Annotated in this window: 13 protein-coding genes; 8 read left to right on the top strand and 5 right to left on the bottom strand. The window is 62.8% G+C overall.

Translation table 11 applies throughout. The annotated features are described in order from the left end of the window. The first annotated feature begins 72 nt into the window (after positions 1 to 72). Entirely contained in the window at positions 73 to 1,740 is a 1,668-nt protein-coding gene (gene ettA / locus ABC383_RS13005; protein WP_413014539.1) for an energy-dependent translational throttle protein EttA, read from the top strand. Positions 1,741 to 1,824: 84 nt separating this feature from the next. On the opposite strand, the gene ABC383_RS13010 is transcribed toward ettA, so the two are convergent. After that, entirely contained in the window at positions 1,825 to 5,511 is a 3,687-nt protein-coding gene (locus ABC383_RS13010) for an ankyrin repeat domain-containing protein (RefSeq protein ID WP_413014541.1), read from the bottom strand. A gap of 447 nt (positions 5,512 to 5,958) precedes the next feature. Here ABC383_RS13010 and ABC383_RS13015 point away from each other — a divergent pair, with 447 nt between their 5' ends. The 3 genes from ABC383_RS13015 to ABC383_RS13025 all read left to right on the top strand — a co-directional run bounded on the left by ABC383_RS13015 (position 5,959) and on the right by ABC383_RS13025 (position 7,713). After that, positions 5,959 to 6,321 carry a CidA/LrgA family protein gene (locus tag ABC383_RS13015; RefSeq protein ID WP_413014542.1) on the top strand — a complete coding sequence of 121 codons (363 nt, stop codon included), beginning with the start codon at positions 5,959 to 5,961 and terminating at the stop codon, positions 6,319 to 6,321. After that, positions 6,314 to 7,039 (top strand): LrgB family protein, encoded by a 726-nt coding sequence (locus tag ABC383_RS13020; RefSeq protein ID WP_413014544.1) that lies wholly within the window; start codon positions 6,314 to 6,316, stop codon positions 7,037 to 7,039. Before ABC383_RS13015 ends, ABC383_RS13020 begins: the two co-directional genes overlap by 8 nt. Before the next feature lie 71 nt (positions 7,040 to 7,110). Continuing rightward, positions 7,111 to 7,713: a tRNA-uridine aminocarboxypropyltransferase gene (locus ABC383_RS13025; RefSeq protein ID WP_413014546.1), complete on the top strand. Its 603-nt coding sequence runs from the start codon at positions 7,111 to 7,113 to the stop codon at positions 7,711 to 7,713. Here the strand turns inward: ABC383_RS13025 and ABC383_RS13030 are convergent. Then, positions 7,710 to 8,369, bottom strand: a complete 660-nt coding sequence (locus ABC383_RS13030) for an HD domain-containing protein (protein WP_413014548.1) — start codon at positions 8,367 to 8,369, stop codon at positions 7,710 to 7,712. The genes ABC383_RS13025 and ABC383_RS13030 overlap by 4 nt on opposite strands. Before the next feature lie 195 nt (positions 8,370 to 8,564). Between ABC383_RS13030 and ABC383_RS13035 the strand changes: the two genes are divergently transcribed. Further along, positions 8,565 to 9,719, top strand: a complete 1,155-nt coding sequence (locus ABC383_RS13035; RefSeq protein ID WP_413014550.1) for a hypothetical protein — start codon at positions 8,565 to 8,567, stop codon at positions 9,717 to 9,719. A gap of 134 nt (positions 9,720 to 9,853) precedes the next feature. Here the strand turns inward: ABC383_RS13035 and ABC383_RS13040 are convergent, their stop codons facing one another. From ABC383_RS13040 to argB, 3 genes are all read right to left on the bottom strand, one after another. After that, entirely contained in the window at positions 9,854 to 11,440 is a 1,587-nt protein-coding gene (locus ABC383_RS13040) for an OpgD/OpgG family glucan biosynthesis protein (RefSeq protein ID WP_413014552.1), read from the bottom strand. A 237-nt stretch (positions 11,441 to 11,677) separates the two neighbouring features. After that, positions 11,678 to 12,409, bottom strand: coding sequence for a pyrimidine 5'-nucleotidase (locus ABC383_RS13045; RefSeq protein ID WP_413014553.1), 732 nt, complete (start codon positions 12,407 to 12,409; stop codon positions 11,678 to 11,680). A 934-nt stretch (positions 12,410 to 13,343) separates the two neighbouring features. Next, positions 13,344 to 14,243: an acetylglutamate kinase gene (gene argB / locus ABC383_RS13050; protein WP_194715605.1), complete on the bottom strand. Its 900-nt coding sequence runs from the start codon at positions 14,241 to 14,243 to the stop codon at positions 13,344 to 13,346. A 157-nt stretch (positions 14,244 to 14,400) separates the two neighbouring features. Here argB and ABC383_RS13055 point away from each other — a divergent pair, with 157 nt between their 5' ends. The 3 genes from ABC383_RS13055 (at position 14,401) to ABC383_RS13065 (ending at position 23,603) form a co-directional block, all read left to right on the top strand. Continuing rightward, positions 14,401 to 14,622, top strand: coding sequence for a cysteine-rich CWC family protein (locus ABC383_RS13055; RefSeq protein ID WP_413014555.1), 222 nt, complete (start codon positions 14,401 to 14,403; stop codon positions 14,620 to 14,622). 353 nt (positions 14,623 to 14,975) lie between these two features. After that, positions 14,976 to 16,478, top strand: a complete 1,503-nt coding sequence (locus tag ABC383_RS13060) for an ankyrin repeat domain-containing protein (protein WP_413014557.1) — start codon at positions 14,976 to 14,978, stop codon at positions 16,476 to 16,478. A 564-nt stretch (positions 16,479 to 17,042) separates the two neighbouring features. Further along, the gene (locus ABC383_RS13065) at positions 17,043 to 23,603 is read left to right on the top strand and encodes a tetratricopeptide repeat protein (RefSeq protein ID WP_413014559.1); all 6,561 of its coding nucleotides are present in this window, start codon (positions 17,043 to 17,045) and stop codon (positions 23,601 to 23,603) included. Positions 23,604 to 23,606: the final 3 nt, after the last annotated feature.

Consider the following 23,606-nt stretch of genomic DNA (forward strand, 5'->3'; position numbering starts at 1 on the left):
CCTGCCGCGCCCTTGCGTTATCCTTCTCCTCCTTTATCCCTCCCCTGCCCCTCAAGCAAACCAGACCCCAACATGGCCAATTACGTATACACGATGAACCGCGTGGGCAAGATCGTCCCGCCCAAGCGCCACATCCTGAAAGATATTTCCCTGTCGTTCTTCCCCGGCGCCAAGATCGGCGTGCTGGGCCTGAACGGCTCCGGCAAGTCCACGCTGCTGAAAATCATGGCCGGCGTCGACAAGGACATCGAAGGCGAAGCCATTCCGATGCCCAACCTCAATATCGGCTACCTGCCGCAGGAGCCGCAGCTGGACCCGGAACAGACCGTGCGCGAGGCGGTCGAGGCCGGCCTGGGCGAGGCCTTCGCCGCCCGCGCCAAGCTCGACGCGGTGTATGCCGCCTATGCCGAGCCCGACGCCGACTTCGATGCGCTGGCCACCGAGCAGGCGCGGCTGGAAGCCATCATCGCGGCAAGCGACGGCGGCAACCTGGAACTGCAACTGGAAATGGCGGCCGATGCGCTGCGCCTGCCGCCGTGGGACGCAAAGATCGGCGTGCTGTCGGGCGGCGAGAAGCGCCGGGTGGCGCTGTGCCGGCTGCTGCTGTCCAAGCCCGACATGCTGCTGCTGGACGAGCCGACCAACCACCTCGACGCCGAATCGGTCGACTGGCTGGAGCAGTTCCTGCACCGCTTCCCCGGCACCGTGGTCGGCATCACCCATGACCGCTACTTCCTCGACAACGCGGCCGAATGGATCCTGGAGCTGGACCGCGGCCACGGCATTCCCTGGAAGGGCAATTACAGTTCCTGGCTGGAGCAGAAGGAAAACCGCCTGAAGCAGGAAGAGTCCTCGGAAAGCGCACGCCAGAAGGCGCTGCAGAAGGAACTGGAATGGGTGCGCCAGAATCCCAAGGGCCGCCAGGCCAAGAGCAAGGCGCGCCTGGCCCGCTTCAACGAGTTGTCCGAGCATGAATACCAGAAGCGCAACGAGACCCAGGAAATCTTCATCCCGGTGGCCGAGCGGCTGGGCAATGAAGTCATCGAGTTCAAGAACGTCAGCAAGGGCTACGGCGACCGGCTGCTGATCGACGACCTGTCGTTCAAGGTGCCGCCCGGCGCCATCGTCGGCATCATCGGCCCCAACGGCGCCGGCAAATCGACCCTGTTCCGCATGCTGGCCGGACGCGAACAGCCCGACAGCGGCGAAGTCGTAATCGGCTCAACGGTCAGGCTGTCGCTGGTGGACCAGTCGCGCGATGACCTCAACAACAAGAAGACCGTGTTCGAGGATGTCTCCAACGGCGCCGACCTGCTCACCGTGGGCCGTTTCGAGATGCCGTCGCGGGCTTATCTGGGCCGTTTCAACTTCAAGGGCAGCGACCAGCAGAAGGTGGTGGGCAACCTCTCCGGCGGCGAGCGCGGCCGGCTGCACCTGGCCAAGACGCTGCTCATGGGCGGCAACGTGCTGCTGCTGGACGAACCGTCCAACGACCTCGACGTGGAAACCCTGCGCGCGCTGGAAGACGCCCTGCTGGAATTCGCCGGCAGCGTGATGGTGATCTCGCATGACCGCTGGTTCCTGGACCGCATCGCCACCCATATCCTGGCCTTCGAAGGCAATTCGCAGGTGACCTTCTTCGACGGGAATTACCAGGAGTACGAGGCCGACAAGAAGAAGCGGCTGGGCGAGGAAGGCGCCAAGCCCAAGCGCATCCGGTACAAGCCCTTGCGCGGGTAAGGCAGTGCGTAGGGCGGAATACCCCGAAGGGGCATTCCGCCGCACCGTTGCTTACGGCAGGCGCCTGCGCCGGGCCCTGCCGGGTCAGTCCGTGCGGGGGTTCAGCACGGCGTCGGCCATGGCAAGCAACCTTTCCCGCTCTTCCCCAACGAGATGCTCCCGTAGGTAGTCGATCGCGTTGCGGCCCTTGTTGTCCACGGCCTGGAGTTGCGCTTTCCCGCTGGGCAGCTCGAGCAGCCATTCGAGCACGGTCACTCCGCCATCCATTATGGCCAGCATCATGGCGTTTCTGCCCTCGTTGTTGCGTACCCCTGCCTGTTCATCCGCCGACGGCAGCCGCAGCAAGTGACGCACGTTTAGCAAGCAACGTGAGGTTATCGCATGCATCAGCGCATTGTTGCCGTCATGGTCGATCGCCCGGGCCTGAACCTGCGCCGACGGCAGGGCGAGCAGCTGAATGGTGAACTTGAACTCCAGGAGTTCACGCCGGGGCCTGGGCGGCTTGCTGCCTGGCGTCGCTGCCGCTTCAGGCCGTCTGTCCGGCGGCAAGCATTGATCCGGGCCGTAGAAGGATAAAGCGTGCAACATCGGACTGCATGTAGATGCGTACATCAGCGCGTTCATGCCGGAGGCATCCTGTTCCACAGCCATGGCTTGTCCCGCAGTCGTGGAAAGGAGGTCGCTGACCTGGGAGGACAGGCCCAGCATCACGCTGGATATCAGGATGTTCGATTTCTTGTCCAGCGAAAAGGGGTTGGCAAAATCGTCCAGCCCCGGCGACGGCGTCGCTTTTTGATGACGCTTGTTTTTCCTTACCGGACGCGCGGTCTTTTCCACCACCCCGGGAAGCGTAAGGCCGCGCTCCTTCATCACTTGCTGGAAGCCTTGCGGAATAACAGTCAACCCCGATGTGAAATGTGCCATGACCCTGTCCCGACGCTGCCGGGGCAGGCTGTCGAGGTATACACCCAACGCTTTCTTGTGATTGCCGCCGATCAGCACATCAAGGTCGCCAAACAGTTGTTCCAGCACTGCCTCCGGTTCGGTTTGCGTGTCAGCCGGAATTTCCCTGGTCAGCCAGTACACCGTTTGTGGCCTGCCGGTAGCGAGGGCACGATACAACGCTCCACCTGTCCCCGTTCCCTCTCCCATGCTTGCCTGCAGCAACGTGCGGTTCGCCGTTGCCAGTTTCTTGAGCCTGGCCAGGTTTTCCTCCGTTTCCTTGCCGGGCTGCGCCAAAAGGGCAAACCATTCCTCCACATCCGATTTCCATTTCATGTTGCCGGGCAAGGGCTTGACGGTTGTATTGGAAGACGGCCTGGGTCGCGCCACGCCCCTGCCCGGCTTTCCCGGTTGCCTGCTCGACGGTGGCGATGCGTTTGTCGCTGCATTTGTTTTCGTGCCCCACGCCGGCACGATCGTCGGCGCGACTGCCGTGCTGGCAGGGTCGTCCGGCTGCGCCACGTCGTTCTGGGTCAACTGCTGATGGTGGCGGTGATCCGCAGGCGGTGCTGTCGCGGTGATTGTCGGGCTGGCGATGCTGGTGGCAGTCATCGTCGTGGTGGTCGTGGTGGTGGTCGGGCTGCAAAAGCCCGTGGTCGTGGTCGTGGTGGTGGTGGTCGTGGTGGTCGTCACGGGCATTGGTGCCCGGTACGTCGGACCTGGGCGCCACTGTGTCTTTTGAATTTCAGAGGCCGAGTTAGGCGGGAACAGCTCGGGCGCCGGATCATCCGGCGCCACCTGCATCTGGGTGTCAGACGCCTCTTGCAGCCGCCCTATTGCCTCTTCCAGTTCCGGCAAGCCGATGCTATCGCCCGCCTGCCTGCCCAGCAGCAGCCGCAGTACCGGCTGCAGCCGCTGCGCCTGCGACTCCCCCGTTCCCAGCAGATGACGCGCAGCCTTCAGATAAGGCAGACGTTCCTCGCCCTGACGGTATAAGCGCAGCAGCGTATCGAGCAGGGTGGCGCAATGCTGATGGGCCTGGCTTTTTTGCGAGATGGCCAGGCACAGCAATGCACCGTCGACCAGGTGCATGCGCGCCTCCGGCGTACAGTTCCCGATGTTCAAGGCATGTGCATGCCGGATCAACGTTTCAAGCAGGCCCGTCATTTGCCCGCTTCCGGCCAGCTTGCTTCGAAGCAGGTATGCCAGCCCGGCCAGCAGGCCGGTGATGCTGTCGATATGATGAATGGCACCGGCCAGCCTGTTGAACGCCTGCAGCAGGCTGCCCGCCAGCCGGGCCAGCTGCGAGCGACTCTGCTCGCCCAGCTTGTCCATGGCCTTGATGAAGCTGACCAGGTTCACTAGCGATTGATCCATGCTGACCAGATGAGGCTTGCCGACAAACTGCTCGGCCAGCGCCAGCATGCGCGCGCAGGCGCGGCTGAACCGCTTACGCTCCTGCACCGGCAGGGTCATGCCCAGGAACAGGGCCTCGCTCATGCCGCGCAGGAAGTTGCAACAGTTGCCGAGGCCCTGAGCCCGGTGGCCGGCATCGACCAGCTCGCGCGCCGGGAGGTGCTGCATCCATTCCGATAACTGCCCGACAATGGCCGGCAGTTGCGGCGCGCAAGTGTTGATCAGGCCGGCGGCGATGAAGTCCTTGATGGTGTTGCCGATATTGGTGACAGGCACTCTTTCCGCAGCGGCCGGCATCAACCGCCAATGCGTGCCTCTGATGCTGCTACTGCTGTCGTCATTGCCAGCCTGGCGCCATGTCGTGAAACCGCCCGACAGGCCGCCGCACAGGCACAGCGCCACCTCGCCCAGCAGCCTGCGATTGTCCCGGCCGTCCGGCGTGGCGGCGTCGAGATCGACCAGGCCGTACTTGTACATGGTTTTGAGCTGCACCATGCACTTGCCCAGTTGGCGGGTATCGAGCGGCCCGACCAGCGTCATCGGCGCGCCATCGCCATGCGGCGCGAGCCACTCGAACATGACCTTCAGGCTGGCTCGAAACAGAGCGGTGATCTTTTCGTCCTTAAAGGCAAACAATTCCTGCCTGAGACCGCGCGTCTGACAGTTCAGTATGTCCATCAGCATGCCGTTGGACTTGATCTGGCGCGGCAGGCCACATTGCATGGCCCGCGCTATCAGCGCCTGATTCAGCGCCGTCAGCGGTTCACGCAGCCTTTCAAGCTGCTCGGGCATAAGCAGGCAATCATCCTGGCTGGCGCCAAAACAGGCCGACAGGCCGTTGCATGCATGATGAACATCGGCAATATGCAAACTTTCCAGGCCGATGCGCCCTTCCTGAACCGCGCAGCAAAAGCGGCGCAGAAAAACCGTCAGTTGGCTGATCATGCCTGCCAGGGCCTTTTCATGGCATTGCAATGTCAGATAGCCCGCACCGCACGTCTCCTTGATCTGCGTGAACAGGCCGATCGCTTCGCCCAGGTCGGTCTCGCCACTCCTGTTCCAATCGGACAGGCCATCGCCAAGGGCGCAGATTGCGCGTCGCACCGCCTCCTGGTCGTCCTGCCCGGGCTGTTCGTCCAGATTGATCCGGCTGGTTGCAGTGCCGTCGAGCAGCCGTTGTGGCGCTTGCTCCCGGGTAAGGAGATGCGCGGTGTCCCGGTTTGCGTTGGGGGGAGCCTCGGGCGCTGGCGCATGCCAGCCCTGCCGTACAGGCGAGTTGCCGCGCTGCGCGGATGATGACGCGGAAGTGGAATCGGCCATGGTGATGTCGATGAAATGAAGTGGGGGAACGAGGCAGGAGCGAGAATTGCCATGCCAGCCGGCCTCGGTAACGCTTTCCTCCAAACTGTTCATCCCCTGCTTGCAGGCTCTCGCGCATTCCGCGCCCGAACCAGGCGCGCCTGAGGCGACAGGCATCACCGCATCTCGATCGAGCGCTTGCTGGATGGGCTGTTTGCATTCCGGCATGTGGGCCGGGGCGGGTGCATCCCCAAAAGGGCACTGCATTCCTGGCGTCGGTTGAACAAGACAAGGCTGGACAGTCGACTGTCGTTTCATTGCCCTCGATGCCATGCCCTTCGGGGATGGCATCGAGGGCACGCCTGTGGTTGCGCGGCAGTGCCGCCCTCGGTTGAAAAGCAGCAGCCACGGTTCCGGCAGCGCAGCCGCGTCCTCATCGGCAACCGCTCTAGACCACGCCGGCCCCGGTCAGCGTGCCATGGACCTTCCAGGTCGCCAGGCAAGGCGCAATGCCTTTCAAGCCCGCACCCTATAATTCCCCATTTGACGCCACCCCATGCCATGAATGCCCTGCGCGGATTTGCCCTGCTGCTGTTGCTGCAAGCCTGCGGCGAAGGATTGAGCCGCCTGCTTTCCCTGCCCATACCCGGCCCCGTGATCGGCCTCTTGCTGCTGTGGCCGGTGGTGCAATGGACGCCGCTGCGCGAGGCCGTGGCGGCCGCGGCGCAGCTGCTGCTCAATCACCTGTCGCTGTTCTTCGTGCCGGCCGGCGTCGGCGTGATTGCCCATCTGGACCTGGTGTCGGCGTATGGCATGCGCCTGCTGGCCGTGGTGGTGCTGTCGACCTGGATCGGCCTGGCGGTCACGGCGCTGACGCTGCGCGCGCTGCTGCGGCGCGCCGACCGGGAGCCCGGCCATGAGTGAGTTCGTGCAGCTGTGGGTGTACCTGTCTTCCGCGCCGCTGTTCGGGCTGACCTCGACGCTGGTGGTGTATGTGCTGGTGCAATGGGCCTACGAAAGGCTGGACCATGCGCCGTGGGCCAACCCGGTGCTGTGGTCGGTGCTGGCGCTGGGCTCGGTGCTGGTGGCTACCCGCACGCCTTACCAGACCTATTTCGCCGGCGCACAGTTCGTGCATGTGCTGCTGGGCCCGGCCGTGGTGGCGCTGGGCTGGCCGCTGTGGCAGCGCCGCGGCGAACTCAGGAGCCGCGGCATGGCGCTGGTGCTGGCCGCCACTCTGGGCGGCGCGGCAGCCGCCGGCAGCGCGGTGCTGCTGGCCTGGGCATTCGACCTGCCGGCCGATGTGATCCGCTCGCTCGCGCCCAAGTCCACCACCGCGCCGGTGGCGATGGGCATCGCCGAGCGGCTGGGCGGCATACCGGCGCTGGCGGCGGTGTTTGCGGTGCTGACCGGCATGGTCGGCGCGCTGTCGGGCAAATACCTGTTCGACCTGCTGGGCGTGCGCGACTGGGCGGTGCGCGGTTTTGCATTGGGCACCGCTTCCCATGGCATCGGCGCGGCGCGGGCGCTGCAGGTGCATGCCGACGCCGGCGCCTATGCCGGCATTGCGCTGGGCCTGCAGGTGCTGATCGCCTCGCTGCTGCTGCCGCTGGCGGCGCGCGCCCTTGCGTGGCTGGGGTGAGTGCCGCGTCAACAGAAACGATCCTGTCCTTCCCTTTCACGACTGCCCCACGCCACGGGGATCCATCATCCATGTCATCCGCGCCTTCCCGCCCCGTCTGCCCCACTTGCCTGCGCCCGGCCCGTGCCTGCATCTGCGCCTGGGCGATGCCCACCGCGAACCAGGTCGACCTGCTTCTGCTGCAGCATCCGCTGGAAACCGGCCATGCCAAGAACAGTCTGACCCTGCTGCGGCTGTCCCTTGCGCGCTATGCGGTGGCGGTGGGCGAAGCCTTCGCGCCTGCTCAACTGCAGCAACTGCTCGATGGCCCCGAACCGGGCAAGACGCAGCCGGTGCTGCTGTATCCCGGGGCGCCGGACACACCGTCCTTTCTCCCCGATCCCGACGGCCCGCCGCCGCGCCTGGTGGTACTGGATGCGACCTGGCGCAAGAGTCGGAAGATGCTGGCGCTGAACCCGGCCCTGCAGGCGCTGCCCCGGCTGTCGCTGTCGGCGCCGCCGCCGTCGCAATACCGGATCAGGAAGGCGCACAAGCCGGGGCAGCTCTCGACGCTGGAAGCGGTCTGCCATGCGCTGGCCCAACTGGAAGGCGACGCAGCGCGCTATCGGCCGCTGCTGCAGGCCTTCGACGGTTTCGTCGCGCAGCAGCTGGCTTTTCGCGACACGGCGGATTAAGCCCCTGCCGCGGCGCCGCCCCACTCCGCGATAAACCGGTCCCGGAACCCGCGCAGCCAGTCCAGGCGCTCGTTGGCCAGCGCCTGGCCAGCCTCGGTCTGCATGGTGGCCGGCAGGGTCGCCAGCTTGCATTCGATATGGTCGAGCGCATAGGCGCGGTCGTCCGGTACGCGATGAAGGGCGCCCGGATCGTCGCCATGCGCCAGCGCCGAGCCCATGCGGCCGGCGGTATAGAACAACCGCGCCAGGCCGATGGCGCCCAGCGCGTCGAGCCGGTCGGCATCCTGGACGATGCGCGCTTCCAGGGTGCGCGGCGCGATCGCCGCGGAAAAGCTGTGGGCCTCGATCGCATGCGCCACCGCCGCCAGCCGGTCCGCGGGAAAACCGGCCTCCGCCAGCCTTGCCGATGCCAGCGCGGCCGCCTGGCGCGAGGCGGTACTGCGCTGCGGGTGGTTCTTCGGCAGGTTCACCAGGTCATGCAGGTAGCAGGCGGCCAATACCACCAGCGCATCGGCTTCGGAGGAATGGGCCAGCAGTTCGGTGGCGCTGTGCCAGACGCGGTGCAGGTGCTGCAGGTCATGGGCGCCGTCGTCGCCTGCCGCGGCCTGGGCGATGTCGGCCAGACGTGGCTGCCAATGGCTTATCAAGAGGTTCATCAACACTGCTTTCTGAGCAAAAGCCGGCATGGTAAAGCCGGGCACCACATTGGCCACTTGTTTCTCTGTCGTTTTTTCACCAAAAGTTTCTTTATTGCATTGCTGCCATAAAGCAATTCCCCTAGCCTATCGACTTTCCAGAATGCATTTTCTCAAGGCGCATGGTGCTGCCTGGGGTTTCTCTTTTCCTTTTCCATGACAATCTCAAGGCAAGAACGCAGCCTGCTGCCCTTCGTCACGCTGCAGGGCGCGGTCGGCACCCTGTCCGGCTTCATCGGCTATTTCCTGATGGGCGGCAGCCGCCATGAAGCGATGTTCGAATTCACTGCGCTGCTGCTGACCGTGGCCATGATCGCCGCGGTGCTGGCCTACGGCCTTGGCCCGCGACTGGGGCTGACCGGCAAGACGCTGATGAAACTGGGCTTTTTCCTGCCGGGCGTGGTGCTGTTGTCCGGTAACCAGACGGTGTGGGCGATGTCGATTGCCTTCGGCGGCTTCCTGGGCCTGACCTGGAGCGCCCGCCACTGGCTGGAAATGCAGCTGCTGACGGATGGCCAGCGCGACGGCTACGCCTCGCATGCCGGCGCAGTGGGCGTGGCCGGCGGCATCGTCGCCACGCTGCTGGCGACCATGCTGCTGGCCAGGACCGGCAACAGCGCCCGCCTGCTGTATGCGCTGTATGGCGCGGCCTGCCTGCTGGCCGCCTGGCGGCTCGGACGCGGCATGGCGGATGCGCCGCTGCAGCCGCTGAAAGCGCCGTTTGCGCTGGTGCGGCAGCCGCAATTCCTGGCCTGCCTGCCGCTGTTCTTCCTGGAGTCCGGCCTGTTTGGCCTGGGCCAGGCGGTGACCTCGATCGGCGCTTCCCGCGCGATGGGCTCGGCCACCGCGCTGGGCTGGGTCGCCACCGTCGCCGGCCTGGCAGGCGGCGTCGGCCTCTACCTGTCGGCCAGGAAGCGCGACGTCGGCAACCGCGGCTCCTGGCTGGGCGGCTCCTGCCTTGCCATGGCGGTGGCCTTCCTGTTCCTGGCCGGCAGCGCCTGGCTGCCGGGACTGTTCGTGGTCCACCTGATCGCCAAGGCCGCCGCCGGCCCCTTCCTGGGCGCCAGCGAGCTTGTGCTGAACCAGCGCGCGCTGGACATCCAGGGCGACCTCGGCGACCGCATCGTGGTGCGCGAAGTCACGCTCTGGGTATTGCGCATGGCTTCGCTGCTGGGCTTCTGGGCGTTGTCGGCGACGATGGCGCCGGCCATGATGCTGGCGGTCGGCGCTGCGTTCATGGCGCTGGCGGTGGGGCTGGAATACCTGGTGGCGCAGGCCTGGTTCGGGGAAGGCGCGCGGCAGGCGGCGTGAGGCGGGGCAGCCGCAGGACAGTACGCTCGCCTACCAGCCCGAGCGCATTGCTTCCTGATAGGCGACGCCGTTTCGCCTGAGCCAGTCAGGCCGAAAGCGCTCTAGTCTTTGCGGGCCGGTACTGGCCAGCCAGGTCATGCAAAACTCCGGTCCGTCGGCGGCGTCCACTGGTACAGCCAGGTCTCGCTCAGCGGCTGGCCATCCACTTCCAGATACAGGCGCAGGTTGACCGGCTCCTTGTCGGTGTCGGGCAGCTTCAAATCGAACATGGCCCGGTATCCCTTGACCGAGTCCAGCGGCCGCGCCGAGGTGATTTCCACCGTGCCGTGGCTGGCGGTGATCACCGGCTTGACCACGGCCTTGCTGCTCAAGAGCGCCAGGTCGCCGCCGGCGAAATCGATGGCGAAACGCCAGGAGAAATACTTGCGCTTCTGGCCGATCACGCCGCCGACGCCGGTGCGGGTGGCCACCACGGTGGCGAGATTGGGCACGGCCGGCATCTTCGTGCCCCAGTGCAGGCGATAGCCAAACAGCAGTTCCTGGCCCGGCTGCGGTTTTTCTTCCGGGTTCCAGAAGGCGACGATGTTGTCGAAGGTTTCATCCACTGTCGGGATTTCGACCAGCTGCACCGAACCCTTGCCCCAGCCCGCCTTGGGTTCCACCCACAGGCTGGGCCGGCGGTCGTAGAACACGCCGTCATCCTGATAATGCTCGAAATTGCGGTCGCGCTGCAGAAGGCCGAAACCGCGCGGATTGTTGTCGGCATAGGCGTTGAAGCGCAGCTGCGGCGGATTGGCCAGCGGCCGCCAGATCCATTCGCCGCTGCCGGTCCACATCGCCAGGCCGTCGCTGTCATGGATTTCCGGGCGCCAGTCGTTGGCCATGCGGCGGTCGTTCTCGCCGTACTGGTACATGCTGGTCAGCGGGCCGATGCCGAGCCGCTCGATCGGCTTTCTCGGATAGAGCGCGGCGTCGACATCCATCGCGGTGGTGGCGCCGGGCACGATCTCGAAGCGGTAGGCGCCGGCGACGCTGGGCGAATCCAGCAGCGCATACACCACCAGCTTGCTGGAATCCTTGCCCGGCCTCTCCAGCCAGAAGTCGCGGAACATCGGGAATTCCTCCGGCCGCTCCATGCCGGTGTCGATCGCCAGGCCGCGCGCCGACAGGCCATACTGCCATTCGCCGCCAACGGCGCGGAAATAGCTGGCGCCGAGGAAGGCGGTGATGTCGCGGGTCAGGTCAGTATGGAAGTTGACGCGAAAGCCGGCAAAGCCCAGGTCCTTGGGCAGTTCGCCGCCCTTCAGGCCGCTCTTGCCGTAATTAAACATTTCCGGATCATAGGCCAGCTCGCGCGCCATGCCGTCGACGACTTCATGGATCTGCACCGGCTGCTTGAAGAACAGGCCGAGGTGGAAGAATTTCACCTGGAAGCGCAGCTTGTCATTGGCCCACAGCGCATGGTCGTCGCGGTAGCCGATGGCCTGGTACTGGTCCCAGTCCAGCGCCGACACCCGCGGCGGCAGCTGGTCGGTCACGGGCTTGTAGGCCTGCTGCGCCATCTCGCGGGCGCGGCCCTTGAGCCAGGCGTAGTCGAAGGCCTGGGCCTTGCCCAGGGTTTTCAGTCGGGTCGGGGTGTCGCTGGCGGCAGCGGGCCGGGGCAGATAAATGCCGGCCAGGGCCAGCGCGGCGGATGCCTTGAGCAGGTCACGACGATGCATGGGGCTCCTTTTCTGAAGAGGAATGGGGCGCAATGGCTGAAACCGGATGCGGCGGCGCCTCGTCAAAATGCTGCGCCGCAACGGCGAAGCCGACACTATACAAGAGGCTGCGGATACGGTTGAGCTTGCCGGCACGCCGGGCGGGAGTTGGTCAATTCCCGCACGCCGTCATCAGGGGCGGAAACTGCCCCGCCCGCAGGATCGTTACCTTTATGCAATCTCCGGCCGCAGCCGGCGTCACCGCAGCCGCCGCAGATGCCGCGGCAATTGCGTTACCGACCTGAGCTTTACATCGACGTAGGCCGGCTTGCGCGTATTGGCCAGCGCCCTATGCGCGCTGCTGTGCTGGCGCTGTGCCGCATGCGCCGGCAGAGGCAGATACTGGGTAATCCACACGGTGCGCATGCCAAGCTGGCGCGCGCCCTTCAGGTGATTGACGGTATCTTCCACCAGCACGCAGCGGCCCGGCGCCAGGCGGTTACGCGCCATCAGCCTCTTGAGCATCAGCCGCGACGGCTTGGGCCGCAGTTGCCGGTGCACCGTCATCGCCTCGATCGGCACATGCTGGGCGAAATGCCGGTGCAGGCCGAGGTGGCGCAGCACGTCCTGCGAATAGCGGCGCGGCGCATTGGTCAGCAGGATCTTCCTGCCCGGCAGCCGCGCCAGCAGCCGTCCCAGGCCGCGCTCGGCGCGGATCATGGTGGCAAGGTCGTCGAACTGATGGGCCTCATGCAGGAAATCGTCGGCCCGCACCTGATGGTGGCGCACCATGCCCAGCAGCGTTGCGCCATAGCGCTGCCAGTAAGCCAGCCGCGCCGCATTCACCGCCTCCGCCGTGGCCGCCATGCCGTTCTGCTCCAGCACCCTGGCGATGTAGACATTCATGTTCGCCGTGATCGCCGGGAAGATCGCGTGCGATGCGTTGTGCAGGGTATTGTCGAGGTCGAACAGCCAGGTCAGCTTGGGCATGAAATGAGAAAGTTTATTCAGAAGGTGCCGCTAGCGGCAGGCAGGACCAGACTTTCGGGGATACAGCCAGGTTGGTCAAGTCCATGGGAGCCGGCGGGGCCATTGCACCTGTCGCCGATCAAGGCGTTGAGGGTGGCCTGGGCTAATGCGTTTGCCGTTAAAGCACGCGCAGCGGCAGCGACAGTTGCAGTTGCAGTTGTTTTTGAAGTTGCCGTTGCTTTTAAGTCCCGTTGAGCGCGCCGTGACGTCGGTGCGTGGAGCGGGAAAAGGTGCGGCGTCTGTCTGAGCCAAGCGCAGCTTGGCGAGTTTAGCCGCGCCCCGCTCCATGCATCGACGGCACGGGGACCCTCGCGCAGCGAGGGCGCGATCACCGGGTCGCCTTTTCTTGCCTACTTCTTTTGGCGAAGCAAAAGAAGTAGGTCGCCTGCCGGGGCGAACTCCCGGCCTGGTCATGACGACAGTGCAGTCGGCTTGCTTCACCCGGCGTAAAGACGTCACTGCGAAGCAGCAGTTGCAGTTGCCTTCGGCAGTACGCTGCGATCACTGCTAAAGGCAACAGCGACAGTGCTGCCCGTGCCTTGCCGGGTGACGCAAGGCGGCTGCACTGCCGTGGAGACAAGCCGGGAGTCCGTCCCGGCGGCCGGGTTACTTTTTTGCTTCGCCAAAAAAGTAACCAAAAAAGGCGACCCGATGATCGCGCCCCGCTGCGCGGGGTGCCCGTGCCAGCGGTACCCGGAGCGGGGCGCGGCTAAACTCGCCAAGCTGCGCTTGACTCAGACAGACGCCGCACCTTTTCCCGCTCCGGGCACCGCTGACACGGCGCGCTCAACGGGATTTCACTGCAACGGCAACGGCAACGGCAACTGCAAACCCCAACCCCAACCCCAACAAAAAAGCGCGGCAATGCCGCGCTTTTCCGCATCACACCACGCTATCAGTGCGAGCGGATCATGGTCCCAAAGGCCTGCTCCGTCAGCACTTCCAGCAGCAGCGAATGCTCGATGCGGCCATCGACGATATGCACCGTGTTCACGCCCGACTTGGCCGCGTCCAGCGCCGACGAGATCTTGGGCAGCATGCCGCCGGAGATGGTGCCGTCGTTGAACATCTCGTCGATCTCACGCGCCGACAGGTCGGTCAGCAGGTTGCCCTGCTTGTCCATCACGCCCGGGATGTTGGTCATCATGATCAGCTTTTCCGCATGCAGGATTTCCGCGATCTTGCCGGCCACGAGGTCGGCATTGATGTTGTAGGCCTGGCCATCGGCGCCGAAGCCGATCGGGGAAATGATGGGAATGAAGGCATCGTCCTGCAGCGCCTTGACCACCGCCGGGTTGATCGCCTCGATCTCGCCGACATAGCCGATGTCGAGGAACTGGCCGGGGTTCTCGCGGTCCGGCATCTTCATCTTGCGGGCGCGGATCAGGCCGCCGTCCTTGCCGGTCAGGCCCACCGCCTGTCCGCCGTAGTGATTGATCAGCATCACGATGTCCTGCTGCACCTCGCCGCCCAGCACCCACTCCACCACTTCCATGGTTTCCTCGTCGGTGATGCGCATGCCCTGCACGAAGGTTCCCTGCTTGCCGATCTTCTTCAGCGCATTGTCGATCTGCGGGCCGCCGCCATGCACCACCACCGGGTTCATGCCGACCAGCTTCAACAGGATCACGTCGCGCGCGAAGCCGTGCTTCAGGCGCTCTTCCGTCATCGCGTTGCCGCCGTACTTGACGACGATGGTCTTGCCGTGGAATTTGCGGATGTAGGGCAAGGCTTGCGCAAGAATCTCGGCCTTGATGCCGGATGACACCTGCGACAGATCGGCGAAATCGGTCATGACTGTTCCAAATTGAGAGATGGGCGCGATTTTACAACGAAAGCCTGCAGCGTCCCGGCGGATTTTTCCGTAAAAAATGGCCGGATATCGGATAAATTGCAACAAGCCGTTTCAAGACTGACAAGCGGCTTTCCCGACCATTTTCAAAAGGATATCGATGAGCACATGCAGCCGTTGCGGCGCCGACTTTGCCTGCGGCATGGTGGAGGCGCTGGAGTCTCCATGCTGGTGCACCACGCTCCCGGCGCTCCCCGCCGACAGCCTGCCCGACGCCGATGACGGCCGCTGCCTGTGCCCGGCCTGCCTGAAGGCGTGGATAGAGCGGCTGGAGGGCGCTGATCGCTTGGATGGCGAAACGCGCCGCGCTCGGGGCCTGTGAAGCGCCCCGGGACGGGCTGCGAACGCCGTCGCCGCGCTCACGCCTGGCCGCCTCTGGCAGCGCCCAACCTTTCGGGACGCCATGAAAGGCGAGAACTGGATGAACCGTCCCCATGGTTGCCGGCGCAACCCGACAGGGCCGTCTGTTACTCAGGCCTGCCGTTTCGATAGGCAGTACGCCCTCCAGGTGTATTCCCGCATTCTTCACTCGCGAAATGGCAACACGAGGCAAGCAGGCCGTTATCCAGCTAGTCAACAAGACACGGAGCGCAGGCAAGGCACCTCGCCGCATGCCTCGACAACAAACGGCCCGATGCTTTTCCTTCATGCAGCCTGTCTCTTCAAGGAGCCTCCATGTCCTGCAGCCAAACCACCACAAGCCGTCACACGATCTCCTCCAACGCCGGCGCCATGGCCGCCGGTTATGCCATGGAAAGCACCCACGCTTTCGCCGCCGACGCCATCTGCCGCCGCCCATTGCTGCGCCCGGCCAGCCAGGAGGACGGCCGGCGCGCCGCCATCCGCCACTTCCTCAGTACGCATGGTCGGCTGCTACCGGCAACGCCTGTCGCAGGCGCGTTTCCGGGGCTGGTGGAGCAGGCCAAACAGACGTGCACAGCCGTCGCCGCGGAAGGCATGCGCCAGGCCGGCATGCTCGCGAGTCGGCTGGCAAAGCTGGCGATGGCAATTGACGCCGGCTTGCGCTTTCCCGCCGCAACGGCGGCAGAGCCATCCTGCACGGTGCGCCCTGACGGTTCCCAGGCATGCGCATCCGACGAGGCCAGTCGGCCCGGCACGCGGAAAGGCACAGCAACCGGCGGGGTTTCGTTCAGTTTCAGCGTCGGCGCCAGTCAGGCCAACGTCCCTGCTTCCCCCGAATTGCGCACGGAACCAGGCAGCAAGCAGGCAGATGCCCCACCGAATGCGGCCCAAGGCATGCGCCAGACCGTCGTCAGGTCCGAACTGGTGGTGCGCGCCTATCAAGGCGATTTACGCCAGGTCGACTTGCTATTGAAAGCCGGCACGGATGTCAATGAGGTCGATGGGCAGGGAAACACGGCGCTCATCGCCGCCGTAATGCGCATGCAGGAACCTATCGTGCGCCGTTTGCTGGAAGCTGGCGCAGGCGTGGATTACGTCAATCGAGCAGGCTTGAACGGGGCAGGCTTGAGCGCACTGGACGTCGCAGTCTCGACCGGCAACACGGAGATCACCCGAATGCTACTGGAGAGAAACCCGCAGCTCGACCGGATCAACGCTGCTGGCTATACACCGCTCTACATTGCGGTCGAGACGGACTACCCCGAGCTCGTGCGCGCGCTCCTCGCTGCCGGCGCCGATCCGGATATTGCGCTGTCGGACATCCACCCGCTGCGCGGAATGACGCCCCTGATGTGCTCCGTGCTGCATAAGAATCACTGTATTGCCAGAATGCTGCTGCAGGCCGGCGCCGACGTGCATCAGGTCATTGCCAACGGCAGGGATGCGCTTCTGTTTGCCGTACGGAGGGACGACCCGGAGATGGTCGACCTGTTGTCGCGCGCAGATGCCAAACCCTGTTCCATGCCGCCCGGGGAGCGATCGGCCTTTCAGGAGGCGGTTGAAGCCGGACAGCATGCCATGGTGGAATCCATGCTGCGGCACCCGAAAAACCATCCCTGCCCCACGCTGCTGCTGATGGATGCGCTGCAGCGGGCTGTCTACCGTGGCGACCTCAGGATGACCTCGCTGCTGCTGGAACACGGCGCGCCTGCAGACCAGGAAGCGCAGACGGGTGCGCTGGGCCTTGCCATCCAGCTTGGACACCACGGCATCGCCGACCTGCTGCGTAGGCATGGAGCACGCCAGCCGACGTAAGCACCTGTTCGAGCCTGACCAAGGCCGGCATGGCCGCTTGAGCCCGTGCAACGCCCGGCAGTGGCTGCAAAGCGCAAGGAGGGTGAAGCAAAAAAACTGAGCAAACCATTCCAGTGCCGTCACACTCACTCCTGGAGTGACGGAGCCCGTCACGTTGGCCTGAGACAGAAGTTGTATGCCGCCAGGTGCGATCGCGCCCCATCGTCGCTGCAGAACGTGCCCGGCGCGAACCCGTTTTCGTACACGCCGTCAAGGTTCGCGGGCAGGTTTGGCGCCAGGGCCGCCCGGTTCGGCAACCCGCATGCATGCAGCGCTGGTGCTGGCCGCGCGACCAAAAACTGTTCCACGCAAACAGCTTGCCTGCTATCCGTGCTCATAGCGCACGCTCATATCTGCTCTCCATCCCGTGCGCCTGCAACCGCCAGCCGCTTGCCACCACTCAGGCGGCCTGCGGCCGAGCTTGTTCGAGCCTGCTCATAGGCGTCGTTCCAGTCTGGCGGGAGCAGCCTCCAGGGCTCTCGCGATTCCCTTCGAAGCACTGCTTCAACATGGAGATTCCATTCAATGGCTACTTCCTTCCTCGTCCCAGACGCATCCGCCACCCGCCCCTTCACCGTACCGGCCGACTCCTCCGTCCATCCCCTTCCGACCACGACGACCCCGGTGCTGTCTTCCCTGCCGTCACAAACGCCGGCCATGCTGCAGCAGGCGCAGCCGCCAGGTACATCCCACGGCCAGCAACCCGTGGCTGGCAAGCCGATGCTGGCTTCCCATAGCGCCACCGCCATGGCATTGGGTGGGCAAGGCCAGGCCAGGCAGCTCGCCAGCGCCTTGCCGATGTCCGGGAAAGCCAGCAGCGACGACGCCGGCGAGCCAGACAGCGATAGCGAGGAGGAACAAAAAAACACCTACCCAAGCTCCGGTGGAAAAGCCAGCGCTGGCAGTGAAGCAAGTACCGACAGCAATGACAACGAAGTCCCCAATTGCGACTCCGATAGCGATGCTTACGAAACCGCCGCTGACGACTCCGGCAGCGATGCCAACGAAGCACTCGTTGGCGACTCCGACAGCGACGCCAACGAAGCACACGCTGGCGACTCCGACAGCGATGCCAGCGAAGCACTCGTTGGCGACCCCGACAGCGACGCCAGCGAAGCACTCGTTGGCGACCCCGACAGCGATGCCAGCGAAGCACTCGTTGGCGACCCCGACAGCGATGCCGATATCGAGAAACCTCTCGACAACCTGCAATCCGCTTTCCGCACCGACACAGCCGCTCCAGGTCAGTTCAAGCGCACTGTTTCCTTACTCAGCGGCGTTACCCAAATTTCTGCCAACGTAGTCAGCATTGGACCATACATCGCCGACGGTACCTTTGGCATCGTCTATCGCGGCACTTGGGCCGGTACCGAGGTGGCACTAAAAAAAATCGACTTCGCCCATGCCCGCCAGCGCCTTGAACTCTCTGAAGACGAAATCAATGAAGCCCTGGAGTGGGAAGTCGCCCGCCTGAGCACCACCCACCATCCAAACATTGTGCAGTTCCATGGAATTTGCCATAAGGACAGAGCGTCATATCTGGTGCTGGAATTCTGCCACCAAGGCAGCTTACAGGCCGCGCTGCTCAAGGGCAGCGCCAGCGGCAGTCCAGTTCCAGCATCCCGACTGTGGCAATGGATGCTGGAGATCAGCCAGGCGCTGGCCTACCTGCATGATCAGGGAATGCTGCACCGCGACTTGAAAGCCGAAAACATTTTGGTCGACCGCCATGGCCGCGCCAAGCTGGCTGACCTCGGCATGGCCCAAGTCGACGCGCTGCTGGCTGCTTCGGAGGCCAGCGCGGTCAATCAGGGCCTGCAGGACACTCGCTTCGTTGCCCCTGAGAACATCGGGGGCGATCGCAACCGCCACAGTAGCAAAGCCACCGACCTCTATGCGCTGGGCATCGTGTTCTGGCAGATGGTCAGCTACGGCGCCCTGCCAACTCCGTGGGACGATGTGTTTGCCCAAGATCCAAATTACACCGCCATCAAGGCCGGCGAGCGCATGCCCATCCCAGCCAGCTGCCCGGCTCCCTTGCGCAGGCTCATCCAGGCCTGCTGGTGCGCCCGCCCCGCCGAACGGGCCGACATTGCAGAAGTAATACGGCAGTTGCAAGAAATGGCTTCAATCATGCATCCTGAGCATGCGCTGCTGTCCTTGACCATGCACCTCGAACAATCGCTGCATGGCCGGCGCGAAGACGCTCGGCATTATGTGCCCAGCCAGGTCACCCTGAAGCCCATCGAAGGCTCGGTTGAGCAATACTGGGAACGACTCAAGCAACATGCCGGCCCGAACGAAGTATTCAACGCGCCGCAGCAGTTGCAAGGCGAACTTGCTGGCTTCCTGATAGCACCAGGCGGCGGTACGCTGCTGTTGCTGGGCGAGGGCGGCTTGGGCAAGAGTCTCAGCATCTACGTTCTGGCTGACCGCTTGCAGCAGCAGTGGTGGCAACACTTCGCCGATCCGGCCAAATATCCTAAACCACGCTACCTGCCTGTCTTCCTCCGCAATCATGTGGCCAACTGGACCGATGCCGGGTTGAAGAACGTTTGCGCCAACGTCCTGACCCGCTATGGCCTGCAGCCTGGCCAGGTCACACCGCTGGTATTTGTCGATGGATACGACGAATGCCGCTCCGACGAGGAAAAGCCACGCAACCTGGCCAGGCACCTGAGCCTGCCAGCCGATGCCAAGCTAATCGTCACCTGCCGGCCCGGCACGATCCCAAAAGACCAGGTTCAGGAACACTTCGCTTTCCAGGGTGCGCTGCAAAGCCGCCACTATCTGCCTTTCAACACGGGTCAACTACTAACCTACCTGAAGCAGCACCTCGACTGGGACGAAACGACTTATCGCAGCTTCCAATCCAGGCTGGAACATTCAGCCGAGCTGCGTGCCGTCCTGCGCAATCCGTTCGTGCTGTACCTGCTGTGGCAAAGCTGGGAAACAGTCAGCAGGAAGCCGATGGAAGGACTGACCCGCGCGGACATCTATGACGGCTTCATCGCGCACATGGTCACAAGCCAGCAGGTTCTGCTGGAAGACAATGTACTGCAGCAACTGAAGACGGGGCATGCCAGTCTAGCGGCGAGCTTCCAAGCCTATACCAACGAAACAGCCCTGCTGACTGCAGCAGGGCGAAGTATGGTGCTTCCCCTTTCAAGAGTGGGCAGCATTGACTCGCCCTGGGCCGGCCTGGAGGCACTCGTGCGGCAGGAAGCAGAGCGGCGTTACCGGGAGCGCCAGACTTGGCTGGATAGCCTGAACGCGGTCGAGAAGAAGGAAGCCGCCCGGCGCATGGTGCTCACGGAAGAAAACTTTGTCCGGCTGCGCCGGCAGAAGGCGGCGCAGATGTCATCCGTGTTGCCGCTGCGGCTACGCGCCGGTGCGCTGGAATTCGTCCACAAGTCAGTATTCGAGCACTGCCTGGCACAACGGCTGGTGGACTTGATGACGGAAGAAAAGGAGCACATGACGGAGGTAGCGCTACAAGCTTTACTAAACTGGGCAACAACCTCTGCGTCGGAAGCGATCATGATGGCGAAAGCACAGCTAACGGCCAGGGAGCCGGAAATGCGGGTGATCGAGAAAAATGTGACCGCAAGGCTGGAGCGTGTCGAAGCCATGCTGATGACAGCGATTGGGAGAGTGCTTGAGGATAGGCAAATATTTGCAGAAGCACTGACATACCAACGCAAGGCGCTGGCGATTCGGGAGCGAGTACTCGGCACTGACCATCCTTCTACTGCCATGTCCTGCAACAGCATCGGCTCCCTACTCAAGGCACAAGGCAAGCTTGACGAGGCACTGGAGTCCTATCGCAAAGCCCTGTCGACCCAGGAGAAAGTGCTCGGCGCCGACCATAGCTCCACCGCCACATCCTACAACAACATCGCCTTGCTGCTCCAGGAACAAGGACAGCATGACCAGGCACTGCAGCACTATCAAAAAGCGCTTGCGGTCCGGGAAAAAGTCCAAGGCAGCGACCATCCGTCTACCGCCACGTCCTACAACAACATCGCTTCGCTGCTACAAGTGCAAGGCAAGCTTAACCAGGCGCTGGAGTACTATGGCAAGGCCCTGGCAATTCAGGAGAAAACACTCGGCACAGAGCATTCCTCTACCGCCACGTCCTACAACAACATCGCCTCGTTGCTACAGGCACAAGGCAAGCTTGATCAGGCCCTGGAGCACTATCGCAAGGCCTTGGCGATTTACGAGAAAGTGCTCGGCGCCGACCATACATACACTGCTACCTCCTACCACAACATCGCATCATTGCTACAGGCGCAAACCAAGCCTGAGCAGGCGATGGAGTACTATCTCAAGGCCCTCGCGATTAAGGAGAAGGTTCTCGGCACAGATCACCCCTCCACCGCCACGTCCTGTAACAGCATCGCCTCGCTGTTACAAGCGCAAGGCAAGCCTGATCAGGCGCTGGAGTACTATCACAAGGTGCTGGCAGTCCAGAAGAAACCCATGGGTGCCAACCATCTCTCCACCGCCAGTTCCCACTACAAAGTCGCCTCGCTGCTGCAGGCGCAAGGCAAGCTTGATCAGGCTCTGGATTACTTCCAAGAAGCGCTGGCAATCCGGGAAAAAATTCTTGGCGCGGATCATGCCGATACCGCCGCGATCTACCACAACATCGGCGCACTGCTACAAGCGCAAGGCAAGGATGCCCAGGCCCTTGAGTATTATCGCAAGGAGGTGGCGACCAAAGAGAAAATCCTCGGGCCCGGGCATGATGATATCGCCAAGCTCTACCAAGACGTTGCTTCCCTACTAAAGACTCAAGGCAAGCTCGACCAGGCACTGGAATATTTTCAAAAAGCGCTACCAATCCAGGAAAAAGTACTTGGCACCGACCATGCCGATATTGCAACGTGCCACAACAATATCGGCATGTTGCTACGCGTTCAAGGCAAGCTTGATCAAGCTCTAGAGCATTTTCACAAGGCACTGGCGATCAAGGAAAAAGTCCTTGGCGTCAATCATGCCGATACGGCCACGTCCTACAGCAGCATCGGCTCGCTGCTACATGCCCAGGGCAAGCTTGATCAGGCCTTGGAGTACTATCGCAAGGAGGTGGCAATCAAGGAAAGGGTTTTCGGTGTCGACCATACCTCTACCGCCGTGTCCTATAACAACATTGGCTTGCTGCTGCAGGACCAGGGCAAGCCCGACCAGGCACTGAAGCACTACCGCGGGTCGTTGGCAATCAAAGAAAAAATCCTTGGTCCCGACCATCCCTCTACCGCCGCCTCCTGCAACAACATCGGCACACTGCTACAGGGACAAGGCAAGCTTCGCGAGGCTCTGGAGCATTATCGCAAGGCGACCGCAGTTTACGAAAAAGTTCTCGGTACAGGCCATCTCTCCACTGCCACGTCCTACCAAAACATCGGCACGCTGCTACAGGCACAAGGCAAGCTTCGCGAGGCTCTGGAGTATTATCGCAAGGCGACCGCAGTTTACGAAAAAGTTCTCGGTACAGGCCATCTCTCCACTGCCACGTCCTACCAAAACATCGGCACGCTGCTACAGACACAAGGCAAGCTTCGCGAGGCTCTGGAGTATTTTCACAAGGCACTCGCGGTTAAGGAAAAACGCTTTATCACTGACCATATCTCCACCGCCACGTCCTGCAGCAGCATCGCCTCGCTGCTACAGGATCAAGCCAAGCTTGATGAGGCTCTGGAGTACTATCGAAAGGCGTTGGTAATTCAGGAAAAAATCCTGGGCACCAATCATCTGTCGACCGCAATCTCCTACAACAACATTGCCTCGGTACTAAAGGCGCAAGGCAAGCTTGACCAGGCAATCGAGTACTTTCAAAAGGCGCTGACAATTCGGGAAAAGATCTTCGGCACTGACCATATCGATACTGCCGCGTTATACCGCACCATCGGCTCGCTGCTACGAGAGCAAGGCAGGTTTGAACAAGCGCTGGACCACTACCGCAAGGAAGTAGCAGTCAAGGAAAAAGTCTTCCGCGCCGACGATTTGTCTACCGCCTGGTCTTACTACGACATCGTCATGCTGTTACGTAAGCAAGGCAGTCCTGATCAGACGCTAGATCAATGCCGCAAGGCGCTGGCAATTCGGGAAAAAGTGCTTGGCGTCAACGATCCCGCTTCAAGCCGTTTTTACCGTGACATTGGCATGATATTAAAGAATCAAGGCAAACTTGATCAGGCGCTGGAATGTTTGCACAAGGACCTGGCCATCCGGGAAACCGTTTTTGGTGCCGACGATTCCGCTACCGGTCGATCCTATCTCGACATCGGCGTGCTGCTGCGCGAGCAAGGCAAGCTTAATCAGGCACTGGAATATTTTCAAAGGAACCTGGCCATCCAGGAAAGAGTCCTTGGCACCGACCATCCCACTACCACCACCTCCCGCAGCAACATCAGCTTGCTGCTAAAGGAGCAAGGCAAGCCTGATCAGGCACTTGAACACTTTCACAAGGCCCTGGCTACCCGGGAAAAGGTCCTCGACACCGACAATGTCGATACCGCTCAGCTCTACAACAACATCGGCTCGCTGCTACACGACCAAGGCAACCTTGACCTGGCACTGGAGCACTATCGCAAGGCCCTGGCGATCCGGGAGAAAGTCTTTGGTACCAACCATACCTGTATCGCCAGCTCCTATAACAACATCGGCGTGGTGCTACATAAACAAGGCAAGCCTGATCAGGCACTGGACTACTGTCGAAAGGCCCTGGCAATCGATGAGAAAGTCCTCGGCACCAACCATATTGCTACCGCCGCGTCCTACAGCAACATCGGCGTTTTGCTACACGACCAAGGCAAGTTTGATCAGGCACTGAACTACTATCGCAAGGCCCTGGCGATCCGGGAGGAAGTCCTCGGCGCCGACCATACCGATGCCGCAATCTCCTACAACAACATGGGCTCGCTGCTAAAGGACCAAGGCAAGCTTGACCAGGCGCTGGAGCACTATCGCAAGGCCCTGGCGATACGGGAAAAAGTCCTCGGCGCAGACAATGCCGGTACCGTGGAGACGCGTCACGCCGTACACGAATTACTACGCGCATTGCGCAAGGACCAGTAAGCC

Source organism: Noviherbaspirillum phoenicis, assembly GCF_047237965.1.
In the GTDB taxonomy this organism is placed as follows: domain Bacteria; phylum Pseudomonadota; class Gammaproteobacteria; order Burkholderiales; family Burkholderiaceae_D; genus Noviherbaspirillum_A.

Bases quoted from the DNA above. Each gene is read 5' to 3' on its own strand.
- ettA (WP_413014539.1), top strand. From the start codon at position 73: ATGGCCAATTACGTATACACGATGAACCGCGTGGGCAAGATCGTCCCG.
- ABC383_RS13010 (WP_413014541.1), bottom strand. From the start codon at position 5,511: ATGAACAGTTTGGAGGAAAGCGTTACCGAGGCCGGCTGGCATGGCAAT.
- ABC383_RS13015 (WP_413014542.1), top strand. From the start codon at position 5,959: ATGAATGCCCTGCGCGGATTTGCCCTGCTGCTGTTGCTGCAAGCCTGC.
- ABC383_RS13020 (WP_413014544.1), top strand. From the start codon at position 6,314: ATGAGTGAGTTCGTGCAGCTGTGGGTGTACCTGTCTTCCGCGCCGCTG.
- ABC383_RS13025 (WP_413014546.1), top strand. From the start codon at position 7,111: ATGTCATCCGCGCCTTCCCGCCCCGTCTGCCCCACTTGCCTGCGCCCG.
- ABC383_RS13030 (WP_413014548.1), bottom strand. From the start codon at position 8,369: ATGAACCTCTTGATAAGCCATTGGCAGCCACGTCTGGCCGACATCGCC.
- ABC383_RS13035 (WP_413014550.1), top strand. From the start codon at position 8,565: ATGACAATCTCAAGGCAAGAACGCAGCCTGCTGCCCTTCGTCACGCTG.
- ABC383_RS13040 (WP_413014552.1), bottom strand. From the start codon at position 11,440: ATGCATCGTCGTGACCTGCTCAAGGCATCCGCCGCGCTGGCCCTGGCC.
- ABC383_RS13045 (WP_413014553.1), bottom strand. From the start codon at position 12,409: ATGCCCAAGCTGACCTGGCTGTTCGACCTCGACAATACCCTGCACAAC.
- argB (WP_194715605.1), bottom strand. From the start codon at position 14,243: ATGACCGATTTCGCCGATCTGTCGCAGGTGTCATCCGGCATCAAGGCC.
- ABC383_RS13055 (WP_413014555.1), top strand. From the start codon at position 14,401: ATGAGCACATGCAGCCGTTGCGGCGCCGACTTTGCCTGCGGCATGGTG.
- ABC383_RS13060 (WP_413014557.1), top strand. From the start codon at position 14,976: ATGTCCTGCAGCCAAACCACCACAAGCCGTCACACGATCTCCTCCAAC.
- ABC383_RS13065 (WP_413014559.1), top strand. From the start codon at position 17,043: ATGGCTACTTCCTTCCTCGTCCCAGACGCATCCGCCACCCGCCCCTTC.